Consider the following 22533-nt stretch of genomic DNA (forward strand, 5'->3'; position numbering starts at 1 on the left):
TCCGATTAAACCCAGATATCAAGATTTGTCTATGCACAGCTGCTGTAAAGCGGCATAGCTGTTAAATGCTCTAAACACTATCATACCATGTTTGGTGTGAAAATGAACCCATATTATTCGTTTATTAAATCACTTGCTGTGATCAGCACCTCTCGAGGCTTGCTTCCTTTTGCCTCAGAGATCATGCCTTCCGCTTCCATCATGTCGATCAGCCTTGCCGCACGATTGTAACCGATTCTGAATCTTCTTTGCAGGCTTGAAGTGCTCGCACTGTTTTGCTCTACAACAAACTCACACGCTTCGTAAAACAGTTCGTCCTCTTCTTTCAGGGCTGATCCTTGTCTTACGAGCTCTTCTTGTTCAAATAAATAGGTCGGCGGCATTTGGCTTCTGACGTGGGAAACAACGCGGTCGATTTCCCGGTCTGACACAAAGTTACCTTGCAGACGGACCGGTTTTCCCGAGCCGTTTTCCAAAAAGAGCATATCTCCTTTTCCGAGAAGCTTTTCTGCACCGGCTATGTCAATAATTGTTCGGGAATCAACCTGGCTTGAGACAGAAAAGGCGATTCTCGTTGGGATATTCGCCTTAATCAGACCTGTAATGACATCGACTGACGGACGCTGAGTTGCGACGAGAAGATGGATACCGCACGCTCTGGCTTTTTGGGCGATCCGCGCAATGCTTTCTTCCACATCGTTTGGAGCCACCATCATCAAATCTGCAAGCTCATCAATAATGACAACTAAATATGGCAGCTTTTCACCCATTTGGTGTTCAGCAGTTAATTGATTAAAGCGGTCAATGTCGCGGACACCTGAATGGGCAAAAAGCTCATAGCGGCGCTCCATTTCCTCAACGACCCATTTTAAAGCAGCGGTAGCCGCTTTGGCGTCAGTAATGACCGGGCTGACGAGGTGAGGAATTTTATTGTAAGGGGCCAGCTCTACCATTTTCGGATCAATCAGCAGCACCTTTACCTCACTCGGGTCAGCTTTATAAAGCAGGCTGACTAATATTGTATTGATGCATACGCTTTTTCCGGAGCCTGTAGCGCCGGCAATCAAGCCATGCGGCATTTTCTTCAAGTCGATAACGACAGGATTTCCCGAAATATCTAATCCCAGCGCAGCTGTGAGCGGTGACTTGCTTGTCCTAAAAGCGGAGCTGCGAATCATCTGGCGCAAATCAACCACCTTGCTCGTGCGGTTCGGCACTTCTATTCCGATCGTGTTTTTCCCCGGAATCGGCGCTTCAATCCGAATATCTCTCGCTGAGAGACTGAGTTTAATATCATCGGACAAGTTGGTGATTTTATTCACCTTTACACCTGGTTCAGGATGCACTTCAAATCTCGTGACAGACGGACCCTGGGTTACATGGACCACATTGGCGCGGACATTGAAATTTTTCAAGGTCAAATCAAGAAGCTGACGCTGTTCTTCGATCCACGCAGTATCATCTTGAACCTGCGCTGGCGGGACATCAAGCAGTGCAACATTCGGAAATACATAGCTGCCGCGGCGCTCCTCTGCTTTTTGCTGTTTATGCGTATCTCTTTTCAGCATCATCACATTAAAAGGAACGGATGGCCCTTTTTGAGAAGATGCGCTTTGTTCGGTCCTTTTCTCCTGTACACCAGGCCTTTTTTTCGGCTCTTCTGAAGCTTCGCGAGGTTTGTCTGCGCGAATTTCCTGCCGGTTTTCAAGGGTTGCAGAAAACGATTTGGAACCCTGCTCCAAGCGTTCAGTTTTCTCAGGCTCTGCATGGCTGTATGGCTGAACATCTATCTTCGTTTCCTGAGCCTCTCCCAGGATGTCATAATGATTATTTATTATGCTGTCTGACGGCTCTTCTGATTCTTTTGCCACAGTTTCTGCTTGAGCCAGAGCCTCTGATGAATACTCATGATCAGTCAATAAAGGCTCTTCCTGACGAATGTCCATTTGTTCTTCTTGAACGAACGGGGACTCAGCACCTTCTGCCGCGTTTTCATGATGATTGTATACTGGGCTGTCTGACGGCTCTTTTGCTTTTGCATCCTCAGATACTGACTCAGTCCGAGATTCAGGAGCTGTTTGCTCTTCATCAAGTTCAGCGGAGAAAACAGGCTCTTCAAGTTTCTCTGGCTGCTGCTCCCTTTGTTCTTCCTCAGCCGCTGCAGGCTCTTCGCGGCCTACTTCACTGTCTGAAAGCCCTTCAGCCACCGTATCTGTGAGCATCTCCGGCGGTGTTTGCTCTTCGGCATGTTCAGCTGGGAAGAAAGGCTCCTCTTCCGGCTGTTGAACGCCTGACTCAAATGGCACTCTGTTACCTGACGGCTCGGCTGGCCGTTTCGCCAGCGCCTCATCATGCTCCGTATCCTTTCTGTTTAAAATGCCAGAAGGCTGTTTTTCAAATTGGGTATCCGGGAAGAAAGGACTTTCTTTTTTGGAATGCGCCTGTGTGTCTGAAGCAGGATAGCCGCGTTCACGTTCGATCTCTTCTGACAGCAGTGTTACCTTCTCTTTTACCGATTTATCCGGTTCGTTCAATGTTTCAGAAGGCTTTTTCGGCACATCCCTTTTAACAGATGGTTTTTGATTGAATCCATAGACAGGCGAAGGGATATTTGTCGGTTTAAACGGTTTCTTCGCCGGCTCTGATGCTTGATATGTATGCTGCTCTTCTTCATTTCTGGGACGCTCTCTGTAAGGTGCAGCACTTGGATGAGGCGCGGATTTCGGTTCGTCCGATGGTGTGCGGCGCCTTCTCAGGTCATGATTTTTGTATCCGTCAGGCACGACTGGAAAACGGAATTTGCCTTTTGGATATTCATAATATATTTTAGGATCTTCCAATCTTTTTAATTGTCCTTCAGGATGATGTACTTCTTGTTGCTGCGGAATTTGAGCGGGTTTTGTCTCCCGTTCAGCATCCTCTTCGCTTTCGCCTAAAAACAAATCAAAAAATTTATGAAGCCAACTCATAATTTATCTCTAACTCCCTTATAGTTTTCTGGGACGGTTTTTAGTATACCACTGCTGGTCGGCCCAGAAAAGATTAAGCTATCAGCAGAAACAAAGCCGCTAAACAAGGGCTTAGCGGCTTTTCACATGATTCGTTTTTTTTGGCGGATTTATGGGAGTCTAAAACTGAAATGCGTCTCCCGCCTCATAGTCTCCTTCTAACACAAGGATGCCTTTTTCAGCAGGGGCATCCGGCAAATCAAGCTCTTTCGCTGAGCAGATCATTCCGCTTGACGGAACGCCGCGAAGCTCTGCATCCTTAATGACAAGTCCGCTAGGCATCACAGCACCGACTTTGGCAACGACAACTTTTTGGCCTTGGTCAACGTTAGGCGCGCCGCAGACGATCTGAAGCGTTTCTTCTCCTACGTTGACTTTACATACGCTTAATTTATCCGCATTCGGATGTTTTTCTTTTGATTCTACATACCCCACAACAAACTTCGGAGATAAATCAACGACTAATGTTTCTTCAACGCCGTTTCTGTTTAAAATTTCATTCACATCTTGCACGAATGTTTCTGAGAGCGCAACAGGGCCGTTTTCATCAATGGTCAAGTAAGAAGACGCGTTGAAAATGTTGAAGCCCGTTGTTTCTTTTGTTTCGTTATTGAAAATTTTGACGACGTCGCCGTGTTTTTCATAGCCTAATTGTTCGCGTGTCACATCTTGAAGAGAGATCAGGAGCGTGTCTCCCACACCTTCTTTATTAAAAAAAGCGTTCATAAGTAAAAATCCTTTCTAATCCTTTTTCGGACGGCTTTTCGCCAGGATAAACACCGGTTCCAGCTTTCCTTCATTGTACAAAAATGAAAGGGCGGTAATCGGGACGGTGCCGCCTGCAAAGAAGCTCATCGACATTTGTCCTAGAATATCATACCCCGATTCATTCCGGATGTCAGCAAGAATCAAAACGTCCTGATGAGGAACAGAGATCGCCAGCTCACCTTCTGCATGCTGCTTATACTCATTTAAGATCGCTTCGTTCAAAATCCGGCTTGCGTCGTATCCGTCGTTTGCCCTGAAGAAATAAAAGTAATTGCCGGCAACCGTATCCTCTTTGACAACCGTCGGCAGGGAACGGAGATTAAATGCGGCCGTCTCTCTGATCCGCTCTTTTGTCCAGTTTTCTTTCTCAAGCATGCGCTGGTCAATTAAACGGTAGGTTTTCCCGAGATCTAGCGCGTAATAAATTCTTGTCTCTGCGGTATGATCGTCATAAATGAGCGGAATATCTTCGCTGGACTTGTCCGGGAAGGAAGTCGAGCGGATGACCGGATAAATGCGAGTTTCTTTCCCGGTCATTTCCTGAGCCTTCCCTTCCATTGCCGTCATCGCTTCGGAGACATAGTACACGATCTCATCAATGGCTTCGTCTTTTTTCAGTTCCCATTTTGCAATAATCGGCGGCAAATCGAGCGTAATCCCTTTTTTAGTCGTTTGATCCTCAACACGGAGGGTGTCTTTTTCTCTGTCAAACAGAAAGGAGCGATTCTCGTGCTGAAGGCGCTGTTTCAGTATATCTGACAGCTTCCTTGAGGTCATTTTCAAACCGATGTCCTCCTTTACGCTTTAGCGAGAGAGTCTGTTAAAAACTGTTCAATTTCTTCTTTTGTTTTGCGGTCTTTGCTCACAAAACGATTTACTTCTTTTCCTTCATTAAACACCACAAAGCTTGGGATTCCGTAAATTTCCCACTCTGCACATGTATCAATGAATTTGTCACGGTCTACGTAGTAGTAGGTGAATTCAGGGAAATCCGCTTCCAGTTCAGGCAGGAAAGGCTCTACAAAACGGCAATCCGGGCACCAATCGGCTGAAAACATAAATACAGACCAATCATCCTTTACCGCTTTTTCCAGCTCTTGAGTTGATTCAATTTTTTTCATTTCATATCCCTCCAGTTGTTTATGTTCTTACATGTTTTTTATCGATACTCGTCCATTTGGATCATACCAAACTGCTTGAGGCAAAACCACTTATATGCAACGAATGAATATGTAAGATTGGCTTTCCCATTATCATTATCATATTTTATTTGCATTATCAAGCTCGTTTCGTTTAACATCGTGTACATGAGGGTAAAATTTACAGATGGACATACATAAGGAGGGATTTTTATATGGAGTTTATCGTCTATTTAGCAGGAGAAATCCACAGCAATTGGCGCGAGGAAATTAAAGAGAAAACAAAATCACTGAAGCTCCCGATTACGTTTGTTGGCCCGATGGAGAATCATGACCGCTCAGACAATATTGGTGAAGAAATTATGGGCGTACAGCCAAATGCCGTTTTAAAAGATGACAAAGCCTCTGACATCAACAACTTCAGAACCGCCGTCCTGATGAATAAAGCAGACTTTGTGATCGCCCTGTTTGGCGAAAAGTACAAACAGTGGAACACGGCAATGGATGCATCATATGCGATCGCAAAAGGAAAACCCCTGATTATCATCCGGCCAGAATCGCTCCACCATCCTTTAAAAGAGCTTTCCAATAAAGCGAATATTACGGTTGAAACCGTTAACCAAGCCATTAAGGCCCTTTCCTATCTATTTGAAACAGAATAAGAAAAAAGCTTGTCGATCCGGGCTTACTGCTCGTTCAACAAGCTTTTATGAAACCTACATATTTTCTTTAATCGCATCCACCGTCTGCTTATCGCAGGCTGTTACAAGTTTAATGAGCATTTCTTTAGCAGCAGCATAATCATCAATATGAATGATAGAAGCGTTTGTATGAATATAGCGGGAACATATTCCGATAACCGCTGACGGCACACCGCTGTTCGAAATATGAACCTTGCCTGCGTCTGTTCCCCCGCCGGATACAAAATATTGATATGGAATATCATGCGTTTCAGCCATATCAAGAACGAATTCCCTCATTCCGCGATGCATGACTGTCGTTCTGTCAAGAATGCGAAGCAAAAAGCCTTTTCCAAGCTGGCCGAATTCATTTTTGTCTCCGCTCATATCGTTTGCCGGGCTGGCGTCAAGGGCGAAAAACAAGTCCGGTTTAATCATATGAGAAGCTGTCTGCGCGCCCCTTAGCCCTACTTCTTCCTGAACCGTTGCACCCGCATAGAGTGTATTCGGAAGCTCTTTACCGTGTAATTCCTTCAGAAGTTCAATGCTTAAGCCGCATCCATATCTGTTATCCCATGCTTTTGATAAAATTTTCTTTTCATTCGCCATCGTCGTAAACGGACAAACAGGCACGATCTGCTGTCCCGGTTTAATGCCGATTTTGATGGCGTCTTCCTTATCATCCGCTCCAATATCGATCATCATGTTTTTGATATCCATCGGACGGTTTCGCTGTGCATCTGTCAATAAATGCGGCGGTATGCTTGAAATCACACCCGGAACCGGCCCGTTATCTGTTTGAATTTCAACCCGCTGCGCAAGCAAAACTTGGCTCCACCAGCCTCCGAGCGTCTGGAATCTGAGCAGCCCGTTGTCTGTAATGGATGTCACCATGAAGCCGACTTCGTCCATGTGCCCGGCTACCATAATTCTCGGTGCGTCCTCTGCGCCTCGTCTGACTCCGAAAACACTTCCCAGTCTGTCCTGAACGATGTCATCGGCATATTTGGCTAGCTCCTGCTTCATAAAAGCACGAACCTGATGCTCATTGCCCGGCGCGCCGGGAAGCTGCGTCAGTGTTTGGAAAAGCGCTTTCGTTTCTTGATTCATGTTTTCCCCTCATTTCTATGTAGTCCTTTTATTTTATTAGAAACAATGAAGTTTTCCAAGCACCCTGACCCAATCTGCTCGATCAGCCGCGTATTGCTTAACAGGATTTGGCTGTTTCTGTATAATGAAAAGTACGATCAACCAGGAGGTGCTTTATTTTGAAATTGCGTCATCTTCTTTTAGGAGCAGGACTTGGAATTTGTACGGCTGTCGTTGTGAAACAATATGTGATGAAGCCTTATATTTCTTCAGAAAAAGCGCTTCGAATTGTAAAATCTGCTTTTAAGCAGCGGGGCCCGATTGACGGATCATGGATTTACACCCAGCCGGAGCCTTACAATATTAACGGAGAAACGGTACAGGTATACAAAACCGGCATTACACGATCAGCTTTCGGAGAATTAGAACAGTATGAAGTCATGGTGGATGCGAAAACGGGAGAAATTGTTGATGTCATTGATACAATCGCCTCTTAACACCGGACAAGCAAAAAATAGAAGCCGCTGCCTACGCAGCGGCTCTTTTTTATTATATCGCGCGAATCGGTTTGTATACCGGATACCACATCGCATCCTGCACTGCCTGTATAATGTCTTCAGGCTCTTCCGTAGCGACGCCTTCCTTCATTGCGGTTTTTGCAACTTCAACAGCAACGGTTGCCGAAACAGTGCGCAAATCTTCAACTTTTGGAAGCATCGGCGCGCCAGGCACCCCGACATTGACCATACCTGCGATTGCCCGGGCACATGCTTCAAACATGCCGTCGGTAATTAATTTTGATTTGGTAACAATCGTTCCAAGACCGAGACCAGGGAAGACAAGCGCGTTGTTCGCCTGCCCGATATGATACGTAACTCCGTTATATTCAACTGGCGGGAACGGGCTTCCTGTCGTGATCAGCGCACGGCCTTCTGTCCATTCGATTAAATCCTCCGGCTTTGCTTCAGAAAGAGTTGTCGGATTTGACATTGGCAAAATCGCCGGCCGTTTCACATGTGACGCCATTTCTTTTACAATTTCTTCAGTGAAAGCGCCGGAAACCGTAGATGTGCCGATCAGGATCGTCGGTTTCGCCTGCCGGACCACTTCAAGAAGATCAATGCCTCCGCCGTCTCCGTTCCGCTGATAATCCTTCACTTCATCAGCCGAACGAGCATACGGCTTTTGGAAATCAAGAAGCTGATCCATATCATCTGTTAACAGCCCGTTTCTGTCTATGCACCAGAAGCGCTTGTATGATTCTTCTTCACTCAGTCCCTCGCGCACCAATGCTTCCCGCAGCTGTTCGGCTATTCCGATTCCTGCCGTTCCCGCTCCGAATATAACAACTCTGTGATCCCTCAGCGGAACTTTAGACGCTTTTGCACAGGATAAGACTGCGGCCAAAGAAACAGCGCCAGTTCCTTGGATATCATCATTGAAGGTACACACTTTATCTTTATAGCGTTTCAAAATGCTTCGCGCGTTTTTCGCCCCGAAATCCTCCCAATGCAGTAATGCATTCGGAAATGTTTCTCTCGCCAGCGCAACGTAGTCGTCAATAAATTGGTCATAGCGTTCCCCGCGCACTCTGGAATGCTGGTTGCCGACATAAAGCGGATCGTTCAAGAGGCTCTCCTGATTTGTCCCCGCATCTAAAACAACAGCCAGCACTCTGCTCGGATCAATGCCCGCAGCCGCTGTATAAACCGCCAGCTTGCCAATAGAAATCGCGATTCCTCCGACGCCCCAGTCACCGATTCCTAAAATTCCTTCTGCATCAGTTGCAACAATTAAATCGATCGTATCGCTTTGATCTTTATACTGTTTAAATGCTTCTTTCATACCGTCCGGGTCATCGATTGACAGATAGAGCCCTCGTGGTTTTCTGTATTCATGGCTGTATCTCTGAATTGCCGTTCCGACTGTCGGTGTGTAGACAATCGGGAGCATTTCTCCTAAATGGTCATTTAACAGGCGGTAAAACAGCGTTTCATTCCGATCGTGCAGCGCCGTTAAATAGACATTTTTACTCAAATCGTCAGGCTGTGCGGAATATTGTTCATACGCTCTTTTCGCCTGATCATCAATTGTTAATACCTTGGGCGGCAGAAAGCCTTTTAAACCAAGTTCTTTTCTTTCTTCCTCAGTAAAAGCAACACCTTTGTTCAAAAAAGGAACAGAGAGCACTTCAAGGCCTCTTAATGTTGTTTGAATGTCTCCTTCGTTTGTTACTCTGAATTGTTTCACCCTGCCTCTTCCTTTCTGAGCATAATTAGTACTAGGTTTGCATTATTAGCCGGAAAACATGCAGGGTAAACATAAAAATATGCTATTGCTTCATTCGCTTAACTGACTTTTTGATGCTTCCGTCCTCCTCCCATTGAAGGGCGCGATACTCGGCATCATGATAAAAAATAAACCAAGCGTCTTTTTCTGCTGCGAACGCCTGCCATTTCTGCTTTTGCGGGATAGAGGTCATCGGATAATCATCGTAAGCCAGCACCCATAGCGGATTGCGGTGGGCATGTGTCGGCATCAGATCTGCCATATGTACGGCAGTTTCACCCGCATCCTCGCATATCAGGACACTGTGTCCGTCGCTATGGCCTCCGGTGTGATGCATTGTAATACCCTCTGTGATCGTTAAGGTGTCTTCAAAGGTTTTGACTTGGCCAGCTACAGCCTCCCAATTTTCTTTCCAATACGTATTTTTCGACCTGATATTCGGATGGCGCATTTCGTCCCATTCAACAGCTGATGTATAAATCACTGCATTCGGAAAGACAGAGACGAGCCGTTCACCTTCATATTCCGTTAGACCGCATGCATGATCAAAATGAAGGTGTGTCATTGCGATCACATCTATATCGGCAACCGTTAATCCGAGTGCAGCTAATGAGGGTTTCACATTCGACTCTTGTGTCACGCCATAGTTTCGTTTTTGTTTATCAGTCAGCTTGCCGGACCCAATTCCGGCGTCAACGATGATATTGAGCCCATCCTTTTGAATCAAAATAGGGTCTGTCCTTAGTTCAATCTGGTTTTTTTCATTGACTGGATATTTTTTAGACCAAAGCGGCTTTGGAACGACGCCGAACATGGCACCTCCGTCCATATGCGTCACGCCCCCGTCAAGCCAGGTCAACGTGATATTACCAATTTTCATTGTTTCCATTTTCATCCCCCCTGTCATCATGGTAGCAAACGGTCCATAAAAAAAACAGACTCCTGTCAGAGTCTGTCTTTACGTTCTCCATTCAACCTCAGCCCGATAGATCGGCTGGCCGAGAGCAGAGAATTTTTCTTCATATTCTGTCATAATATTGCCTTCCAGATTGCTGTTATGCAAATCGAGACTGACGTATGTCAGCAGCAGGCCGTACTCAGAGAAGCTCTTCAAAGAGTACTCAAACAAACCTCGGTTGTCCGTTTTAAAATGAATCGCTCCGCCTTTGCCCATTACATCTTCATATTTTTTGAGGAAGTGGGAATATGTCAGGCGGCGTTTTTCATGCCGTTTCTTCGGCCAAGGATCAGAAAAGTTCAAGTAGACCCGTTTCACTTCCCCCGGCTCAAACACATCCGTCAGCGTGTCCGCATCTATATTCAGAAGCTTTACATTCTGCGCTTCGCTGTCTTTTACTTTTTGGACGGCTGTCACGATGACGCTTTTAAATAACTCAATACCAATATAATTGATGTCGGGATTTTGTTTGGCCATGCCAGAAATAAATTGGCCTTTTCCTGTACCAACCTCGATATGGATCGGATTGTCGTTGCCAAACACTGTGTTCCATTTCCCTTTATAATCAGCAGGATTGCTGATGGCAATATCTGCGTTTTCAGCCAAAAAGTCATCAGCCCAAGGCTTGTGGCGCATTCTCATATGATTGACACCTCTATCTATTATTTCGACTAACAACATACCATGAATTAAAAAGACCCGCAAGCTCGTTTTTCCAGTGTATCTCTCTTAAGACCGAGCGCATAAAAAAAGAGGGTCCCGTCTGCTGGAACACTCCTTTCACATGTATAAAAACGCTCTGTTTTGAACAATTTAACCCGTATGATACTGAAGGGATGTGTACCGTTATGGGTTTACATTATGAGCATCAAGTTCATTTATTGAAGGATATATTGACTGACCATCAATTGGACTGCTGCGGAACAGTCGCAGAGTACGAGCAGCTTGAGCGTGTGATTAAATCACTGATGGCAAACACCGAGCTTGATTCAAATTTCAAAAACGTGCTTGAAGATGTTTACCGCTACAGCCAATCAGGAATATCGTCCAAATCCATCGACTCACACATACAAGAGCATCAGAACAGCCTGTCTCAATGGGTAGAGCAAATGGATTCGTATTCCTGATTAATCAACAATTCGTTTCATGAGGATATGCAGCTCTTCCATTGCATCATGAAATTCCTTATCATTTCCTTTTGCTTTATGCCAGGCAATGAAAGTAATTGTTTCAGATAACACATACCAAGCCATTCGCAACCGAAGGCTTTCTGTCAGCTCTATGCCGTACATGCTCAGCCAGCTCTCCCAAGCTGGCTTTTCGACGTAGTGGTACAGCAAAGGCCCGAGGTCCATCGCCGGATCAGCGATCATGGCGCCGTCCCAGTCAATTAAATACAGCTGGTTGTCTTCAGACAATAGCCAGTTATTATGATTGACATCACAATGGCAAACGACTTTCTCACCGAAATGCACTTCATGCAGGTGTTCTTCCAAATACTTGATCCCTTCTTGAATCAGCGGCGAAGATTGCTGCACAGCAAATACAGCCTGCTTCAGCTGAGACAAAAGAGCCCCCGGGTTCAGCGGTTCTTTTCCAAGTCTCTTCAGCATGTCCAGCAAGGCTTTTGATGTGTGTATTTTACGAAGCAATTCAGCAACGGGCCGTCCGCTCATGTCTTTAGGCTTCAGCTCTCTGCCGGTCATCCAGTGCTGGGCCGTAATGACGTCCCCATTTTCCATCCGTTTTGTCCAAACCAGCTTCGGAACAATGCCTTCGGCGGATAAAACAGCTAAAAAAGGTGAGCTATTACGTTTTAAAAAAAGCTGCTGCCCGTTATGTTTCGCATAATATGCATCTCCTGTAGCTCCTCCGGCGGGGAAGATCTCCCAATCGCTACCTAGTAATTGTCCCAACCAGTTCATATCAATGTTCAACCCATCATTTCTTAAAATATTTTAGAATTAAGGCTAATCGTTTCTAGTCTATCCAGCGAATGCCTTTTTCGTACGAATCGTATAAAAATAAAAAAGACAGCTATTGAGAGTCTCATATGCTAATCAATAGCCGTCCTTTAAATTTTAGCGCTATAGCACAAACTTCGTCAAGCAAAACTCTTAAGATCTGATGCTAAATATAAGATAACCGTTCCGATGCCGTTTACTGCAACCGTTTTCTTGATTTCTGCCGGGTCTTCCTGAAATCCTGATGGATCACATAAAAGCCGATAAGGTATGTCGTTTGGCAGCCTCCACTCGACGGAGGCTGGACTCGCGTGATGGATAACAATGATATCTTTCCATTCGTCAACCTCGTCAAGATCATAAAGCCTGTATGCGATAAGGTGTTCTTTTAGCGTCAAGCATTCAAGATGGCGCTGGATGTCTGCAGCGGACCTAAGACGGAATGCAGGATGCGCTTTTCTTAGCGTGATCAGCCTGCGGATATAGTGAACATCTTCTTTGAACGTTTCACGGCGATCCCAGTCGAGCTGGTTGATGCTGTCACTGGACTGATAGCTGTTCTCCACTCCCTGCTTCGTCCGGAAAAATTCCTGGCCGCTGTGAATAAACGGCACCCCTTGGGCAAGCAAAATAATCGCAGCTGCAAGCCTTTGCCTGCTTCGCTTTCGGCTGTCATTTTCTTGAGGAAGCGCGAAGCTCATTTTATCCCAAAAGGTGTGATTGTCGTGTGATTCGATATAATTGATGGACTGGCTTGGTTCCGGAACAATCGGTGCTAATGCCTTCCATCCGGAAGACCCGGCAATTCCATGCATCACAGCTTGTGCTGATTCACCGCTGCCGAGCGCAAACCCTGCTGCCATAAGGTGAAAGGTGTTCCCTTTTACAGCGTCACGAAACATATCATTAAAAAAACCGATGCCCGGCATTCTTGGCGCGTTCGCCAAAGCAGCTTTCTGTTCATGCGGCAGCGGTGTAGCCAGATCCCACCCTTCTCCAAAAAGCAGGATTCCGGGCTTTGCCTTAGTTGCTTTCTCTTTCATATAAAGCACGGTGTCAATATCTAAAATGCCGAGGAGATCAAATCGGAAGCCGTCGACATTGTATTCTTCAAGCCAATAGACCACGCAATCTGCAATAAACTTTCTCGCCATTCTTCTTTCTGATGCAATATCATTGCCAACGCCGGTGCCGTTTGACGGCATCCCACATTCGTCGTGCCGGAAAAAGTAACCGGGCACTGTCTTTTCAAAGGGTGAATTCTCGCGATTATACACATGGTTAAAAACAACATCCAGAATGACTCGCAGACCGTGCTGATGCAGGGTATTGATCATGTGTTTCAGCTCTATTTTTCTCGTTTGAGGATCATGAGGGTTTGAGGCATAGCTTCCCTCCGGGGCAAAGAAATGAAGCGGGTTATATCCCCAATTGTATGCATCAAGCGGCTTCTCTTCATCAACTCCGGCAAAATCATTCACCGGCAGAAGCTCCACATGTGTAACACCAAGCTCTTTTACATACGCCAGTCCCGAAGAACTGCCATTTGCGGTTTGTGTTTCAGTTTCCGTCAGCGCTAAATATTTTCCCTTGTTTATCATGCCGCTGTTTTCATGGATGGAGAAGTCGCGAAGATGCGTCTCATAGATGACGGCATCCACAGGGTGTGAGAATGGTTTAAGAGGAGCAGTCCATTTCATTTGATCCTGGCGCAAGACGACGCCCTTCTCTCCATTTACTGTCACAGCCTTTGCATACGGGTCAACGGTTTCCATCCATTCTGAATTGTTGCAGATGGAAAACAAATACTCATATCCGTGAAGGTCACCTGTGACCGTAACGGCATAGACGCCTTTTTCCAACCGAGTCATTTGGAATGTGCGCCCGCTTTTATTGGGGTGTGAAAGCTTGACAGCAGCTGAGGTTGCAGCAGGCGCCCATACTTTAAATACGGTATGATCCGCGGTATAAACGGCGCCCAGCTCTCCGTCATAATAAAATTCGTCATCAAACGCAGCCGTCCGGATGACCGCGCCAATTTGGAGATCCGTTTTGTGGCCGCTGGATGCTCTGACGCAATGGATTTTTCCAAACGTCACAGGATGGTCGGATACGCAGATGTACTTGTATTTTGCTTCAAGGGAGTATTCCTCCCTGACAGTCAGAGGAAAAACTGTTGTTTCTGTCTCAAGCCGAAACGGCGGTGTCATGATTTCCTTTTGTTCAACAGGAATCAGAACAGTAATGATATTCATGTCATCGACATACGCTTCGAAGCTGCGGCGGATGCTGACCATCGGAAGCTCTCTCCTTCAAACACGTTTATGTTTTGATCCTTAGGGGTGAAGGACTAGATGCCAGACGAAACGGGGTAGTGCCCATGATTTCTCCGTCAGCATGGAACGGGATTTTGTCCTTCGTGTAAAATGTAATGTCCTTCGCTTTAAACATCGTAACGCCATCCATCTTTGTATGTTTTCCAAATGCCATGAGACATAAAAGCCAATATTTTTTCAAAAACGGCTGGTTTTCAACGATTACGATATCAAATGTCTTCTCGCGCGGGTTTGCTAGGGGCGCCGCCTTCATGCCTCCCCCGTAAAACGGATGGTTCGATACAACGGCAAACCAGACATCATGAAATTCGCGCGTCTCGTCTTCCGTCGTACAAGCTAACGTAAACGGCTTAAAGGTTGCCGAAGCGTGCAAATGAGAAAGCGGATACACAAGAAATCGAAGGCGGAGAAAAAGAAAAATCCGTCTCAACGGAAATTCCATCGCCTTTTTATTGACATATGCGTCAAACCCGATCCCGATATGATTCATAAAATAAAGAATCTGTGATTTATCCTGAAGGAAATTGACGCTCCCTAAATGAAAGGTTCTTGTTAACGGGCGCTTTACCTTCTTGATTTCCTGTATCAGATCGATTTTTTTAATAGAAAACCCTCTCGAAAAATCATTATACGCGCCCGCCGGCACAAAGCTCAGCTCAATATCGTCAACATCCTTCAGCCCGTTGACAACTTCATGCATGGTTCCGTCTCCGCCAATGACGATCAGGCGCTTCAGCTTATATTCTTGTATCGTTGAAATCTGTCTGGCGAGCACCTCGGCGTGTCCCGGATGTTCAGTTAAAAATGAACGGTGCTCAACCTTTCGTTTGATCAATTCTTTTTGAATGGACTTCCAAACACGCAGGCCGTTCCGATGTCCTGCTGTCGGATTAATAATAAAAAACCAATGGCTCATCTTTCTCACCTGCTTATGTTATGAGAAAACCGCTCAAATCGTTCTCTTTTACTCCAGCCACTCCTGTCTGCGATAGGAGTCAGACATGCAGTAAGACAATAGAGCCTTTGCAGCCTTTACCTGATGATGTTTGATCGGCGCAGTGTTTTTCTTCTGCCGCTCAATCCATTCTTCCGCGCTCCGCTTATCCGCTATTTCTAAGCCGTATGGCGGCTCTGGGTAATCGATGTACGACGTTCTGCTCAGAAGCAATTTTCGAACTGGAATCTCAGCCTGTTTTTCCTTTACGATCTTTGACACAACCGAGTCCGTACGAAACAGGCTAAGCCCTGGATTTAACACTGATGCAGTCTGAGAGGCTGTTTTCTTGTCCCAAAAACGATTTTTAGACCCTATGTAGACACTGTCTTCCTCAGCCTCTAAAAAAGAAACGCAATAAATTTCCAGAGGAGAAATAATCACAATGCTTAATTCAACCGCCGCCTGCTGAATTTTCAGCACAGGCTTATACATAATAAAATAAGAATCAGGCAGCTGCTGGGTCAGATAACGCAAAATGCGGTCCTGCTTCACCTGGTTTGAGAGTTGAGATATTTCTGAAAGAGTAGAGCTGGCCCATTTGAGCTGAAAATCATATAAATGTCTTTTATAAAAAGAAGCAAGCGCCACCCTGCTCTTCGGGAGCCTTACATGAATATCTTCTTCGTCCTCAAACCATTGGTGTCTCTCTTCTTGTATATCGGCTTTTATCTCTTCTTTTCTTCTTTTCAATGAAAATTTTTTTCGTTTCTGCACCGGTTCCGGTTCTTCAGCACTGGCTTGCCTTTCTTCATGCTGGCGCTCCGCTGCTTCTACTAGTGAAAGCCAGCGCTCTTTTTTCAGACGTACAAACTGGTTGATATAATGGTACGGATCAAGCTCATATCTCGATATATAATCATGAATTTTGATGATTTGTGCCATGTTTGTTTCTCCACTCCGCAATGAATTAAGATAATTGAAATTTGAATATTTCCTCGTATTTTGGTGATTGGTTCAAGTGTATTTGAAAGAGCGAAAATCGTTCAGCCACCATCGAAACCTCGCCGCTTTCAAACGGAACATGAGCTGGAAATCCATCTTCGCCTGTCCATTTTCTTGCCAGCGTCATATGAGGATGATACGGTCTTTTTTCCACTTGAAAGCCGGCCTGAAGTACAGCCTGCTTCGTATGTTCCCGCAGTCTATCAAGCGTTTTGTTTTTCTTTGGCTCCAGATGTAAAACGCGCGGCCTTCTGCGGTCGCCAAATACATCTATCTTGCCAAACTCAATTGAAAATGGGTCAATTTCTGAAGCAATCTCTGTTAGCGAACCTTCTAGCTTCTTTATTTGAGTCTCATCCGCCGCTCCGAGAAAAATTAACGTGATATGATAGTCAAGCGGGTGCACCCATTTTTGAAACGTCAATATCGGTTCGTTTTTCGCAGCCTGGTAGATCGGATTTGCAATTCCCTCAGGTATGGGAACGCCGATGAAATAATGAGGCCGTATATCTGGCATCCGTCTGACACTCCCTTCTTTGACAGCTATTATTTTATCAATAAAGAGGCTATGCGGATAGAGGAACAGTGTATGAAAACACTCTCGCACAAACGTTTATTATGTTAGGATATTATATGACACTTGTTTTATTCAGAAAGGAATGACAATGTTGAAAATCGTTACAAACACAGCTGATCTGATAGGAGATACACCGCTAGTGAGATTGAATCGGCTTCAGCCGGAAAATGCGGCACAAGTCTATTTAAAGCTTGAATTTTTCAATCCGAGCGGCAGTGTGAAAGACAGAGCCGCTTATCAAATGATCATAGAAGCTGAACAAAACGGTTTACTCAAGCCGGGATCAGTTATTATAGAGCCGACAAGCGGAAATACCGGAATCGGGCTCGCCATGAATGCGGCAGCACGCGGATATAAAGCAATCTTAGTTATGCCTGATACGATGACGAAGGAACGGATCAACCTACTTAAAGCTTACGGTGCAGAGGTTGTATTAACTCCCGGAGAGGAAAGAATGCCGGGCAGCATCAAAAAAGCGAAGGAGCTTGCCGAACAAATTCCGAACAGCTATATTCCAATGCAGTTCGATAACACTGCCAATCCTGATGCGCACCGGAAAACAACAGCGCCTGAAATCGCCCGGGCAATAGAGGAAATCGGAAAACCGCTCGGCGCTTTTGTCGCCTCCTCTGGAACGGGCGGAACCATTACCGGAACAGGTGAGGCGCTCAAAGAGCTTTTTCCGGATATCACGGTTCATGTTGTTGAGCCAGCGGGTTCGCCTGTATTATCCGGCGGAAAACCTGGCGCGCATAAACTTGTAGGAACGAGCCCAGGCTTTATACCGCCGATTTTAAATGAAGACGTTTATGATGAAATTATCAAAATCTCTGATGAAGACGCGTATACGACGACAAGACGGCTTGCTGCTGAAGAAGGAATTCTTGTCGGTCCTTCATCAGGCGCTGCCTGCTTCGCGGCAATCGAAACAGCGAAACGCCTCTCTCCTGACAAAGTTGTGGTCTGCATGACAGCTGATACAGGAGAACGGTACTTATCAACTGATTTATGGTCATTTATTTAAAAAAAGGACTGGCTTCAGCAGAAGCCGGCCCTTTTATTTTGCAAGCTCGTAAATTGCCTGAGCATATAACGCTGTCGATCTCAGCAGGTCATCAATTTCGATATATTCATCCTTTTGGTGTGCGCTGTCGGGGCGTCCGGGGAACAGCGGGCCGAACGCGACACCGGCTTTTAAGGATCTCGCATAAGTCCCCCCGCCAATTGAGATTAAGTCAGCTTTTTTACCCAGCTGGCCTTCATAAACCTTTTGCAGGGTTTTGACTAACGGATGATCTGCGGACACGTGATGCGGCTTGCTGTCTTTGAATTCTCCCAGCTCAAATTCAGATGCGCTTTCGAATGCATCGCGGATCGCTTTGCTTTCTGCTGTCACAGGATAGCGGATATTGATCCCGAGCTCGCCTCCTTGCCCTTCTTTATAGCGCAGTGTTCCGACATTTAATGTCAGCTCACCGCTGATTTCATCCTCACAGTCGATGTCCAGTTTTTTTCCTCTTGTATCACCTGAGAACTTATCTGTCACAACTTGCACAAACCGCTTTCCTGCATCGTCAAGCTCAGTCTGCTGGAGAAATTCGCACAATAAAATGCCGGCATTGATCCCATTGTTCGGTTCCATCGCATGGCAGGAAAGACCGTACATACGCAAAATGAGCTGTCCGTTCTCTATTGCAGCTTTCCCTTTTTGGTCCGTCGTGCGGAGCATGTCTTTAAATGAAGACAGAATCTCTTCTTTTTTCGGCCCTTCAATGACAGCTTCCGCAGCGTCAGGCACCATGTTTAAACGAAGGCCTGATTGAAACGAGACAAGCACTGCCTTTGCTTCTGCTTGATTTGGGCGGTGCGGAATAAGTAAAGAAGCATCAATGATCCCTTTTTCTGCATTAATGATCGGAAAATCGGCGTCAGGCGCAAAGCCCATTGTTGGCATTTCTTCATGCTTGAAATAATGCTCTACGCATCTCCAATCACTTTCTTCATCTGTTCCGATAATCATTCTGACTCGCTTGGACAGGGGCAAATTCATGTCTTTCACGATTTTCAGCGCGTAGAATGCCGCCATTGTCGGGCCTTTGTCATCAATGGCGCCCCTTGCATAAATCCGTCCGTTGCGGATTTCAGCTGAAAATGGATCACTCGTCCACCCATCTCCCGGCGGCACGACGTCAACATGGCAAAGTACGCCGATAATGTCATCGCCCTCCCCCCATTCAATATGACCTGCGAAGCCGTCAAGATTTTTTGTTGTAAAGCCTTCTTTTTCTCCAAGCTCCAGCAATGAAGTCAGGCTGGCATTTACCCCTTCTCCAAACGGTTTACCGGGTCCGGCGGTTGTTTCGTCCATGACACTGTTGATTCTCAAAAATTCCTGCGTATCACGAATTAAATCCTCTTTTTTTCTGATCACTTCAACTTCCCAGTTCATAATGATCCCCTTTCCGCAAGAAATGACTTGCAAAAACCAAATAAAACGAATAATATTAATGGTGTTTTGTTAAAACGTTCGTAATTGGAGGATACTATGTTTCATCTAAAAGAGCAGCAAACATCCATAAAGCAAGAAATCATAGCAGGGCTGACGACCTTTTTCACAATGGTCTATATCGTCGTGGTCAATCCGGTCATTCTGGCTAACGCCGGGGTTCCTTTCGACCAGGTGTTCACCGCAACGATTATTGCCTCCATTGTCGGAACGCTGTGGATGGCCCTGGCAGCAAATTATCCGATTGCTATTGCGCCCGGCATGGGCTTGAACGCTTATTTAGCCTTTCATGTCGTAAGCGCAAGCGATGGCGGCATCACGTACGCAACAGCTTTCAGCGCAGTATTTACAGCAGGGGTTCTCTTCATTATTCTATCGTTAACGCCTTTAAGAAAACAACTTATAGAAGCGATTCCAAACAATTTAAAATACGGGATCACAACAGGGATCGGGCTGTTTATTGCTTTTATCGGTTTGCGTCAAGCGGGAATTGTGGCAGCTGATGAGTCAAACCTGGTCACTCTCGGCAATCTGCATTCACCTGGTGTTATCTTAACGCTGGTTGGCCTTTTGATCAGCGTGGTCCTGATGGTGCTGAATGTAAGCGGCGCTTTATTTATCGGAATGGCAGCTACCGCTTTGATCGCCTTTTTCACCGGTCAGCTCCATTTTTCAAAGGGATTTATGTCGCTTCCTCATTTGCCGGAAGGATTGATGATCTCAAATCCATTTACCGCTTTTGGCGATGTCATTCATCACGGCCTGTACGCTGTCGTCTTTTCTTTTCTATTAGTCACAATTTTTGATACGACAGGCACGATGATCGGAGTTGCCGAGCAAGCCGGGCTGATGAAGAACAACAAGCTGCCGAACGTGCGAAAAGCGCTGCTTGCTGATTCAACCGCGACGACAGTAGGAGCTGTTTTCGGCACAAGTCCGACGACTGCATTTATCGAATCTTCGGCGGGTGTCGCAGCCGGGGGAAGAACGGGGCTTACGGCTTTGACTGTCGCGGTGATGTTTGCGGCTTCAATGTTTTTCAGTCCGCTTGTCAGCGCCTTGTCAGGTATAGCCGCCATCACCTCGCCTGCTTTGATTATCGTCGGCAGCCTGATGATGGGCTCAGTTTCCAATATGAACTGGAAAGAGATGGACGAGGCATTTCCTGCGTTTCTCGTCATTCTGGCCATGCCTTTGACCTCTAGCATTTCTACAGGAATCGCGCTTGGCTTTATTTCGTACCCAATAGTAAAAGCGGCGCGGGGAAAATGGAGAGAGATTCATCCGCTCGTCATCGTTTTCGCCATTCTGTTTTTCATCCAGCTGTTTATTTTATAACATAGACCAAAAAACCCAGACGGCAGCCGTTTGGGTTTTTTATGTAAACAATAAAGAGACAGCGGCCGCTAAAAAACAACAGGCGGCAAACGCATAGTGCAGGATGCTGATACAGCTTTTTCTGGCCCGATAATAATCATCACTTTCCTTGTCGGTGCCAATTAAAAAAGGGGCATCCATGACCTTGTCAAAAATAAGCGTCAGCATATAACGGCAAACACCTGTATATACCAGCAGCGCAATCACCTTCAGCCAAATCGGGGAAACAAATATGAGAACGGTGAAAGCTGACAATAGCATGTACATCTGCCTCGCATACTCGCCATTCCTCAGCATGACTTTAAAAAACAATTCCTTATAGCCTGTGCAGATCGTTCGTCTTTTAAATATCCTTTTTGAATTTCGGTATAATAACGGTTTTCTTCTCATCCTGTCTTTTACTTTTGGCATTCCCGCCTCCTGACTCATCATCATCACAAGTCCTGCAAGGGCAAGCCTGCTTTTTTTCTCTTCAGTCACCTCAGCTTCAAAAGCCGTGAACGAAGCTGTCTTTTTCAAACTGCGGATAACTGAGAAAAGCAAAAATAAAATGCCAAAAAGCGCAAGCAAGTGCCGCTCAGTAAAAACAATCAGGATCGCAGAACCAGCAAAAAGAATAGCTCTGACAAGGATATCGCCAATCCATCTCGAAATAGAGCGCGGCTTTCTGATCCTGTCTTGCTTTAAGGATAAAAAGACTATATGAAGGCCAAACAAATAACACAATAGAGCAGCGCTTTCTGCGAATGTGATGTGAACAAAATGACTGATAAGGGGAAGGACAATAAAAAAGAGAAGCAGCCATTTAGCCATCGTGACCAGAAAAGAATACAAAAGCGCGTACCGTTTGAGCTGATAGATGATTTCTTTCTTTTGCAGCAAAAACACTTTGTCCGCTTCCATTAAAAATGTACGAATCGATCCTGTAAACATGATCAGCCCACACACAGCGTACAGCCATCTCCACTCCGCCACTTCAGACCACTCATAAAGAAGGCCTCTTCCATTCATCAAATCAATATACTGATAGATGACAAAAGCAATCGCCGGCAAAACGATATAGAGAGCGACTGTCCAGTCAATGACCGCATGCAACACTTTAAACTGATACTTGTAATAGTCAAACAGCCTTCGAAAAAAGAGCGTACGCCCGTTCATGGCCGATCACCTTGAACTGCCTTATAAAAACAGTCAAGCAATGACTGCCCCTCTAATCCGGTCTTGTCCTGAATATCTTTTAACGTGCCTTGGAGAAATAATGAACCTTTCTCAATCATATAAAACCGGTCACAGATTTTTTCCGCGGTATCGAGTACATGCGTGCACATAAGAATTCCGGCTCCACGTTCTTTTTCAGCCTTAAGCATGTCCACAAAGCGTTTCGTCGATATCGGATCAAGGCCGATAAACGGTTCATCAATCACATACATATCCGGCTTAGAGAGAAAGGCCTGGATAAGCATTAGTTTTTGCTGCATGCCCTTCGAAAAGGTGACAGGCAGCTCATGTTTGACATGATCAAGCGAAAACGTCTGCAGCAGGCTTTGGGCCCGATGCGCAAATTCCCTCTCTTCGATGCCGTGGAGTGTGCTGATCAGAACCAAATGCTCCCACAGCGTCAGTTCTTCGTAGAAGGACGGATGCTCCGGAATATATGCAAATGAACAGTCGTTCCAGGCAATATGCCCTTTAAAATCTTCTGAAAGGCCGAGTATCGCCTTGATTGCGGTGCTTTTTCCGGCGCCGTTAGCTCCGATCAGTCCAACTAGTTCCCCTTTTCTGACTTCCAAAAAAACATCGGTGAGCACTTTTTTTCGGCTTGTATACCCGGCCTGTTCTATTGAAGCTTCAAGCAAACTTGTCAAAACTCACCCACCTCCAAAATTTACTACGAAACAGAATA

At 45.7% G+C, this 22533-nt stretch carries 22 protein-coding genes; 5 read left to right on the top strand and 17 right to left on the bottom strand.

What is annotated here, in order from left to right; genetic code table 11:
- Positions 1 to 113: 113 nt before the first annotated feature.
- From sftA to MHH79_RS15210, 5 genes are all read right to left on the bottom strand, one after another.
- Complete coding sequence (gene sftA / locus MHH79_RS15190; RefSeq protein ID WP_340034699.1) at positions 114 to 2969, bottom strand: DNA translocase SftA; 2856 nt, start codon at positions 2967 to 2969, stop codon at positions 114 to 116.
- A 159-nt stretch (positions 2970 to 3128) separates the two neighbouring features.
- Positions 3129 to 3734, bottom strand: coding sequence for a YtpR family tRNA-binding protein (gene ytpR / locus MHH79_RS15195; protein WP_309530162.1), 606 nt, complete (start codon positions 3732 to 3734; stop codon positions 3129 to 3131).
- A gap of 15 nt (positions 3735 to 3749) precedes the next feature.
- The gene (locus MHH79_RS15200) at positions 3750 to 4559 is read right to left on the bottom strand and encodes a DUF1444 domain-containing protein (protein ID WP_009967991.1); all 810 of its coding nucleotides are present in this window, start codon (positions 4557 to 4559) and stop codon (positions 3750 to 3752) included.
- Between the two features lie 14 nt (positions 4560 to 4573).
- Positions 4574 to 4897, bottom strand: a complete 324-nt coding sequence (locus tag MHH79_RS15205; protein ID WP_063335789.1) for a thioredoxin family protein — start codon at positions 4895 to 4897, stop codon at positions 4574 to 4576.
- A 38-nt stretch (positions 4898 to 4935) separates the two neighbouring features.
- Positions 4936 to 5052 (bottom strand): hypothetical protein, encoded by a 117-nt coding sequence (locus MHH79_RS15210; protein ID WP_004399150.1) that lies wholly within the window; start codon positions 5050 to 5052, stop codon positions 4936 to 4938.
- Positions 5053 to 5130: 78 nt separating this feature from the next.
- Between MHH79_RS15210 and MHH79_RS15215 the strand changes: the two genes are divergently transcribed.
- Positions 5131 to 5577, top strand: coding sequence for a YtoQ family protein (locus tag MHH79_RS15215; protein WP_003229263.1), 447 nt, complete (start codon positions 5131 to 5133; stop codon positions 5575 to 5577).
- 54 nt (positions 5578 to 5631) lie between these two features.
- Here the strand turns inward: MHH79_RS15215 and MHH79_RS15220 are convergent, their stop codons facing one another.
- Positions 5632 to 6705, bottom strand: a complete 1074-nt coding sequence (locus MHH79_RS15220) for a M42 family metallopeptidase (RefSeq protein ID WP_014480574.1) — start codon at positions 6703 to 6705, stop codon at positions 5632 to 5634.
- Between the two features lie 158 nt (positions 6706 to 6863).
- On the opposite strand from MHH79_RS15220, the gene MHH79_RS15225 reads away from it, so the two are divergent.
- Positions 6864 to 7181 carry a PepSY domain-containing protein gene (locus tag MHH79_RS15225; protein ID WP_014477682.1) on the top strand — a complete coding sequence of 106 codons (318 nt, stop codon included), beginning with the start codon at positions 6864 to 6866 and terminating at the stop codon, positions 7179 to 7181.
- Between the two features lie 52 nt (positions 7182 to 7233).
- Here the strand turns inward: MHH79_RS15225 and MHH79_RS15230 are convergent, their stop codons facing one another.
- From MHH79_RS15230 to trmB, 3 genes are all read right to left on the bottom strand, one after another.
- Complete coding sequence (locus MHH79_RS15230) at positions 7234 to 8934, bottom strand: NAD-dependent malic enzyme (protein ID WP_003229258.1); 1701 nt, start codon at positions 8932 to 8934, stop codon at positions 7234 to 7236.
- 82 nt (positions 8935 to 9016) lie between these two features.
- The gene (locus MHH79_RS15235; RefSeq protein ID WP_014477683.1) at positions 9017 to 9862 is read right to left on the bottom strand and encodes an MBL fold metallo-hydrolase; all 846 of its coding nucleotides are present in this window, start codon (positions 9860 to 9862) and stop codon (positions 9017 to 9019) included.
- 69 nt (positions 9863 to 9931) lie between these two features.
- Positions 9932 to 10573, bottom strand: coding sequence for a tRNA (guanosine(46)-N7)-methyltransferase TrmB (trmB, locus tag MHH79_RS15240; RefSeq protein WP_014477684.1), 642 nt, complete (start codon positions 10571 to 10573; stop codon positions 9932 to 9934).
- Positions 10574 to 10779: 206 nt separating this feature from the next.
- On the opposite strand from trmB, the gene MHH79_RS15245 reads away from it, so the two are divergent.
- On the top strand, positions 10780 to 11058 hold the full coding sequence (locus MHH79_RS15245) for a YtzH-like family protein (protein ID WP_003237926.1): 279 nt from the start codon (positions 10780 to 10782) through the stop codon (positions 11056 to 11058).
- On the opposite strand, the gene MHH79_RS15250 is transcribed toward MHH79_RS15245, so the two are convergent.
- The 5 genes from MHH79_RS15250 to thpR all read right to left on the bottom strand — a co-directional run bounded on the left by MHH79_RS15250 (position 11059) and on the right by thpR (position 16687).
- Positions 11059 to 11856, bottom strand: coding sequence for a phosphotransferase family protein (locus MHH79_RS15250; RefSeq protein ID WP_009967993.1), 798 nt, complete (start codon positions 11854 to 11856; stop codon positions 11059 to 11061).
- 179 nt (positions 11857 to 12035) lie between these two features.
- Positions 12036 to 14192 (bottom strand): type I pullulanase, encoded by a 2157-nt coding sequence (gene pulA, locus MHH79_RS15255; RefSeq protein WP_340034701.1) that lies wholly within the window; start codon positions 14190 to 14192, stop codon positions 12036 to 12038.
- A 25-nt stretch (positions 14193 to 14217) separates the two neighbouring features.
- A complete protein-coding gene (locus MHH79_RS15260; RefSeq protein WP_063335786.1) occupies positions 14218 to 15147 on the bottom strand; it encodes a YegS/Rv2252/BmrU family lipid kinase in 930 nt (309 codons plus the stop codon).
- 48 nt (positions 15148 to 15195) lie between these two features.
- Positions 15196 to 16110, bottom strand: a complete 915-nt coding sequence (locus MHH79_RS15265; RefSeq protein ID WP_003229241.1) for a hypothetical protein — start codon at positions 16108 to 16110, stop codon at positions 15196 to 15198.
- Positions 16111 to 16135: 25 nt separating this feature from the next.
- Positions 16136 to 16687, bottom strand: a complete 552-nt coding sequence (gene thpR, locus MHH79_RS15270; protein WP_063335785.1) for an RNA 2',3'-cyclic phosphodiesterase — start codon at positions 16685 to 16687, stop codon at positions 16136 to 16138.
- 148 nt (positions 16688 to 16835) lie between these two features.
- On the opposite strand from thpR, the gene cysK reads away from it, so the two are divergent.
- On the top strand, positions 16836 to 17771 hold the full coding sequence (gene cysK, locus MHH79_RS15275; RefSeq protein ID WP_015384397.1) for a cysteine synthase A: 936 nt from the start codon (positions 16836 to 16838) through the stop codon (positions 17769 to 17771).
- 33 nt (positions 17772 to 17804) lie between these two features.
- Here the strand turns inward: cysK and pepV are convergent, their stop codons facing one another.
- Positions 17805 to 19196 carry a dipeptidase PepV gene (pepV, locus tag MHH79_RS15280; protein ID WP_063335784.1) on the bottom strand — a complete coding sequence of 464 codons (1392 nt, stop codon included), beginning with the start codon at positions 19194 to 19196 and terminating at the stop codon, positions 17805 to 17807.
- A 96-nt stretch (positions 19197 to 19292) separates the two neighbouring features.
- Between pepV and pbuO the strand changes: the two genes are divergently transcribed.
- A complete protein-coding gene (gene pbuO, locus MHH79_RS15285) occupies positions 19293 to 20591 on the top strand; it encodes a hypoxanthine/guanine permease PbuO (protein WP_003229234.1) in 1299 nt (432 codons plus the stop codon).
- A 39-nt stretch (positions 20592 to 20630) separates the two neighbouring features.
- On the opposite strand, the gene MHH79_RS15290 is transcribed toward pbuO, so the two are convergent.
- Entirely contained in the window at positions 20631 to 21788 is a 1158-nt protein-coding gene (locus MHH79_RS15290) for an ABC transporter permease (protein WP_063335783.1), read from the bottom strand.
- The gene (locus MHH79_RS15295; RefSeq protein ID WP_340034703.1) at positions 21785 to 22495 is read right to left on the bottom strand and encodes an ABC transporter ATP-binding protein; all 711 of its coding nucleotides are present in this window, start codon (positions 22493 to 22495) and stop codon (positions 21785 to 21787) included. Before MHH79_RS15295 ends, MHH79_RS15290 begins: the two co-directional genes overlap by 4 nt.
- Between the last annotated feature and the right edge of the window lie 38 nt (positions 22496 to 22533).

Origin of the sequence: Bacillus sp. FSL K6-0993, from assembly GCF_037977205.1 — a bacterium.
Lineage (GTDB): Bacteria > Bacillota > Bacilli > Bacillales > Bacillaceae > Bacillus > Bacillus subtilis.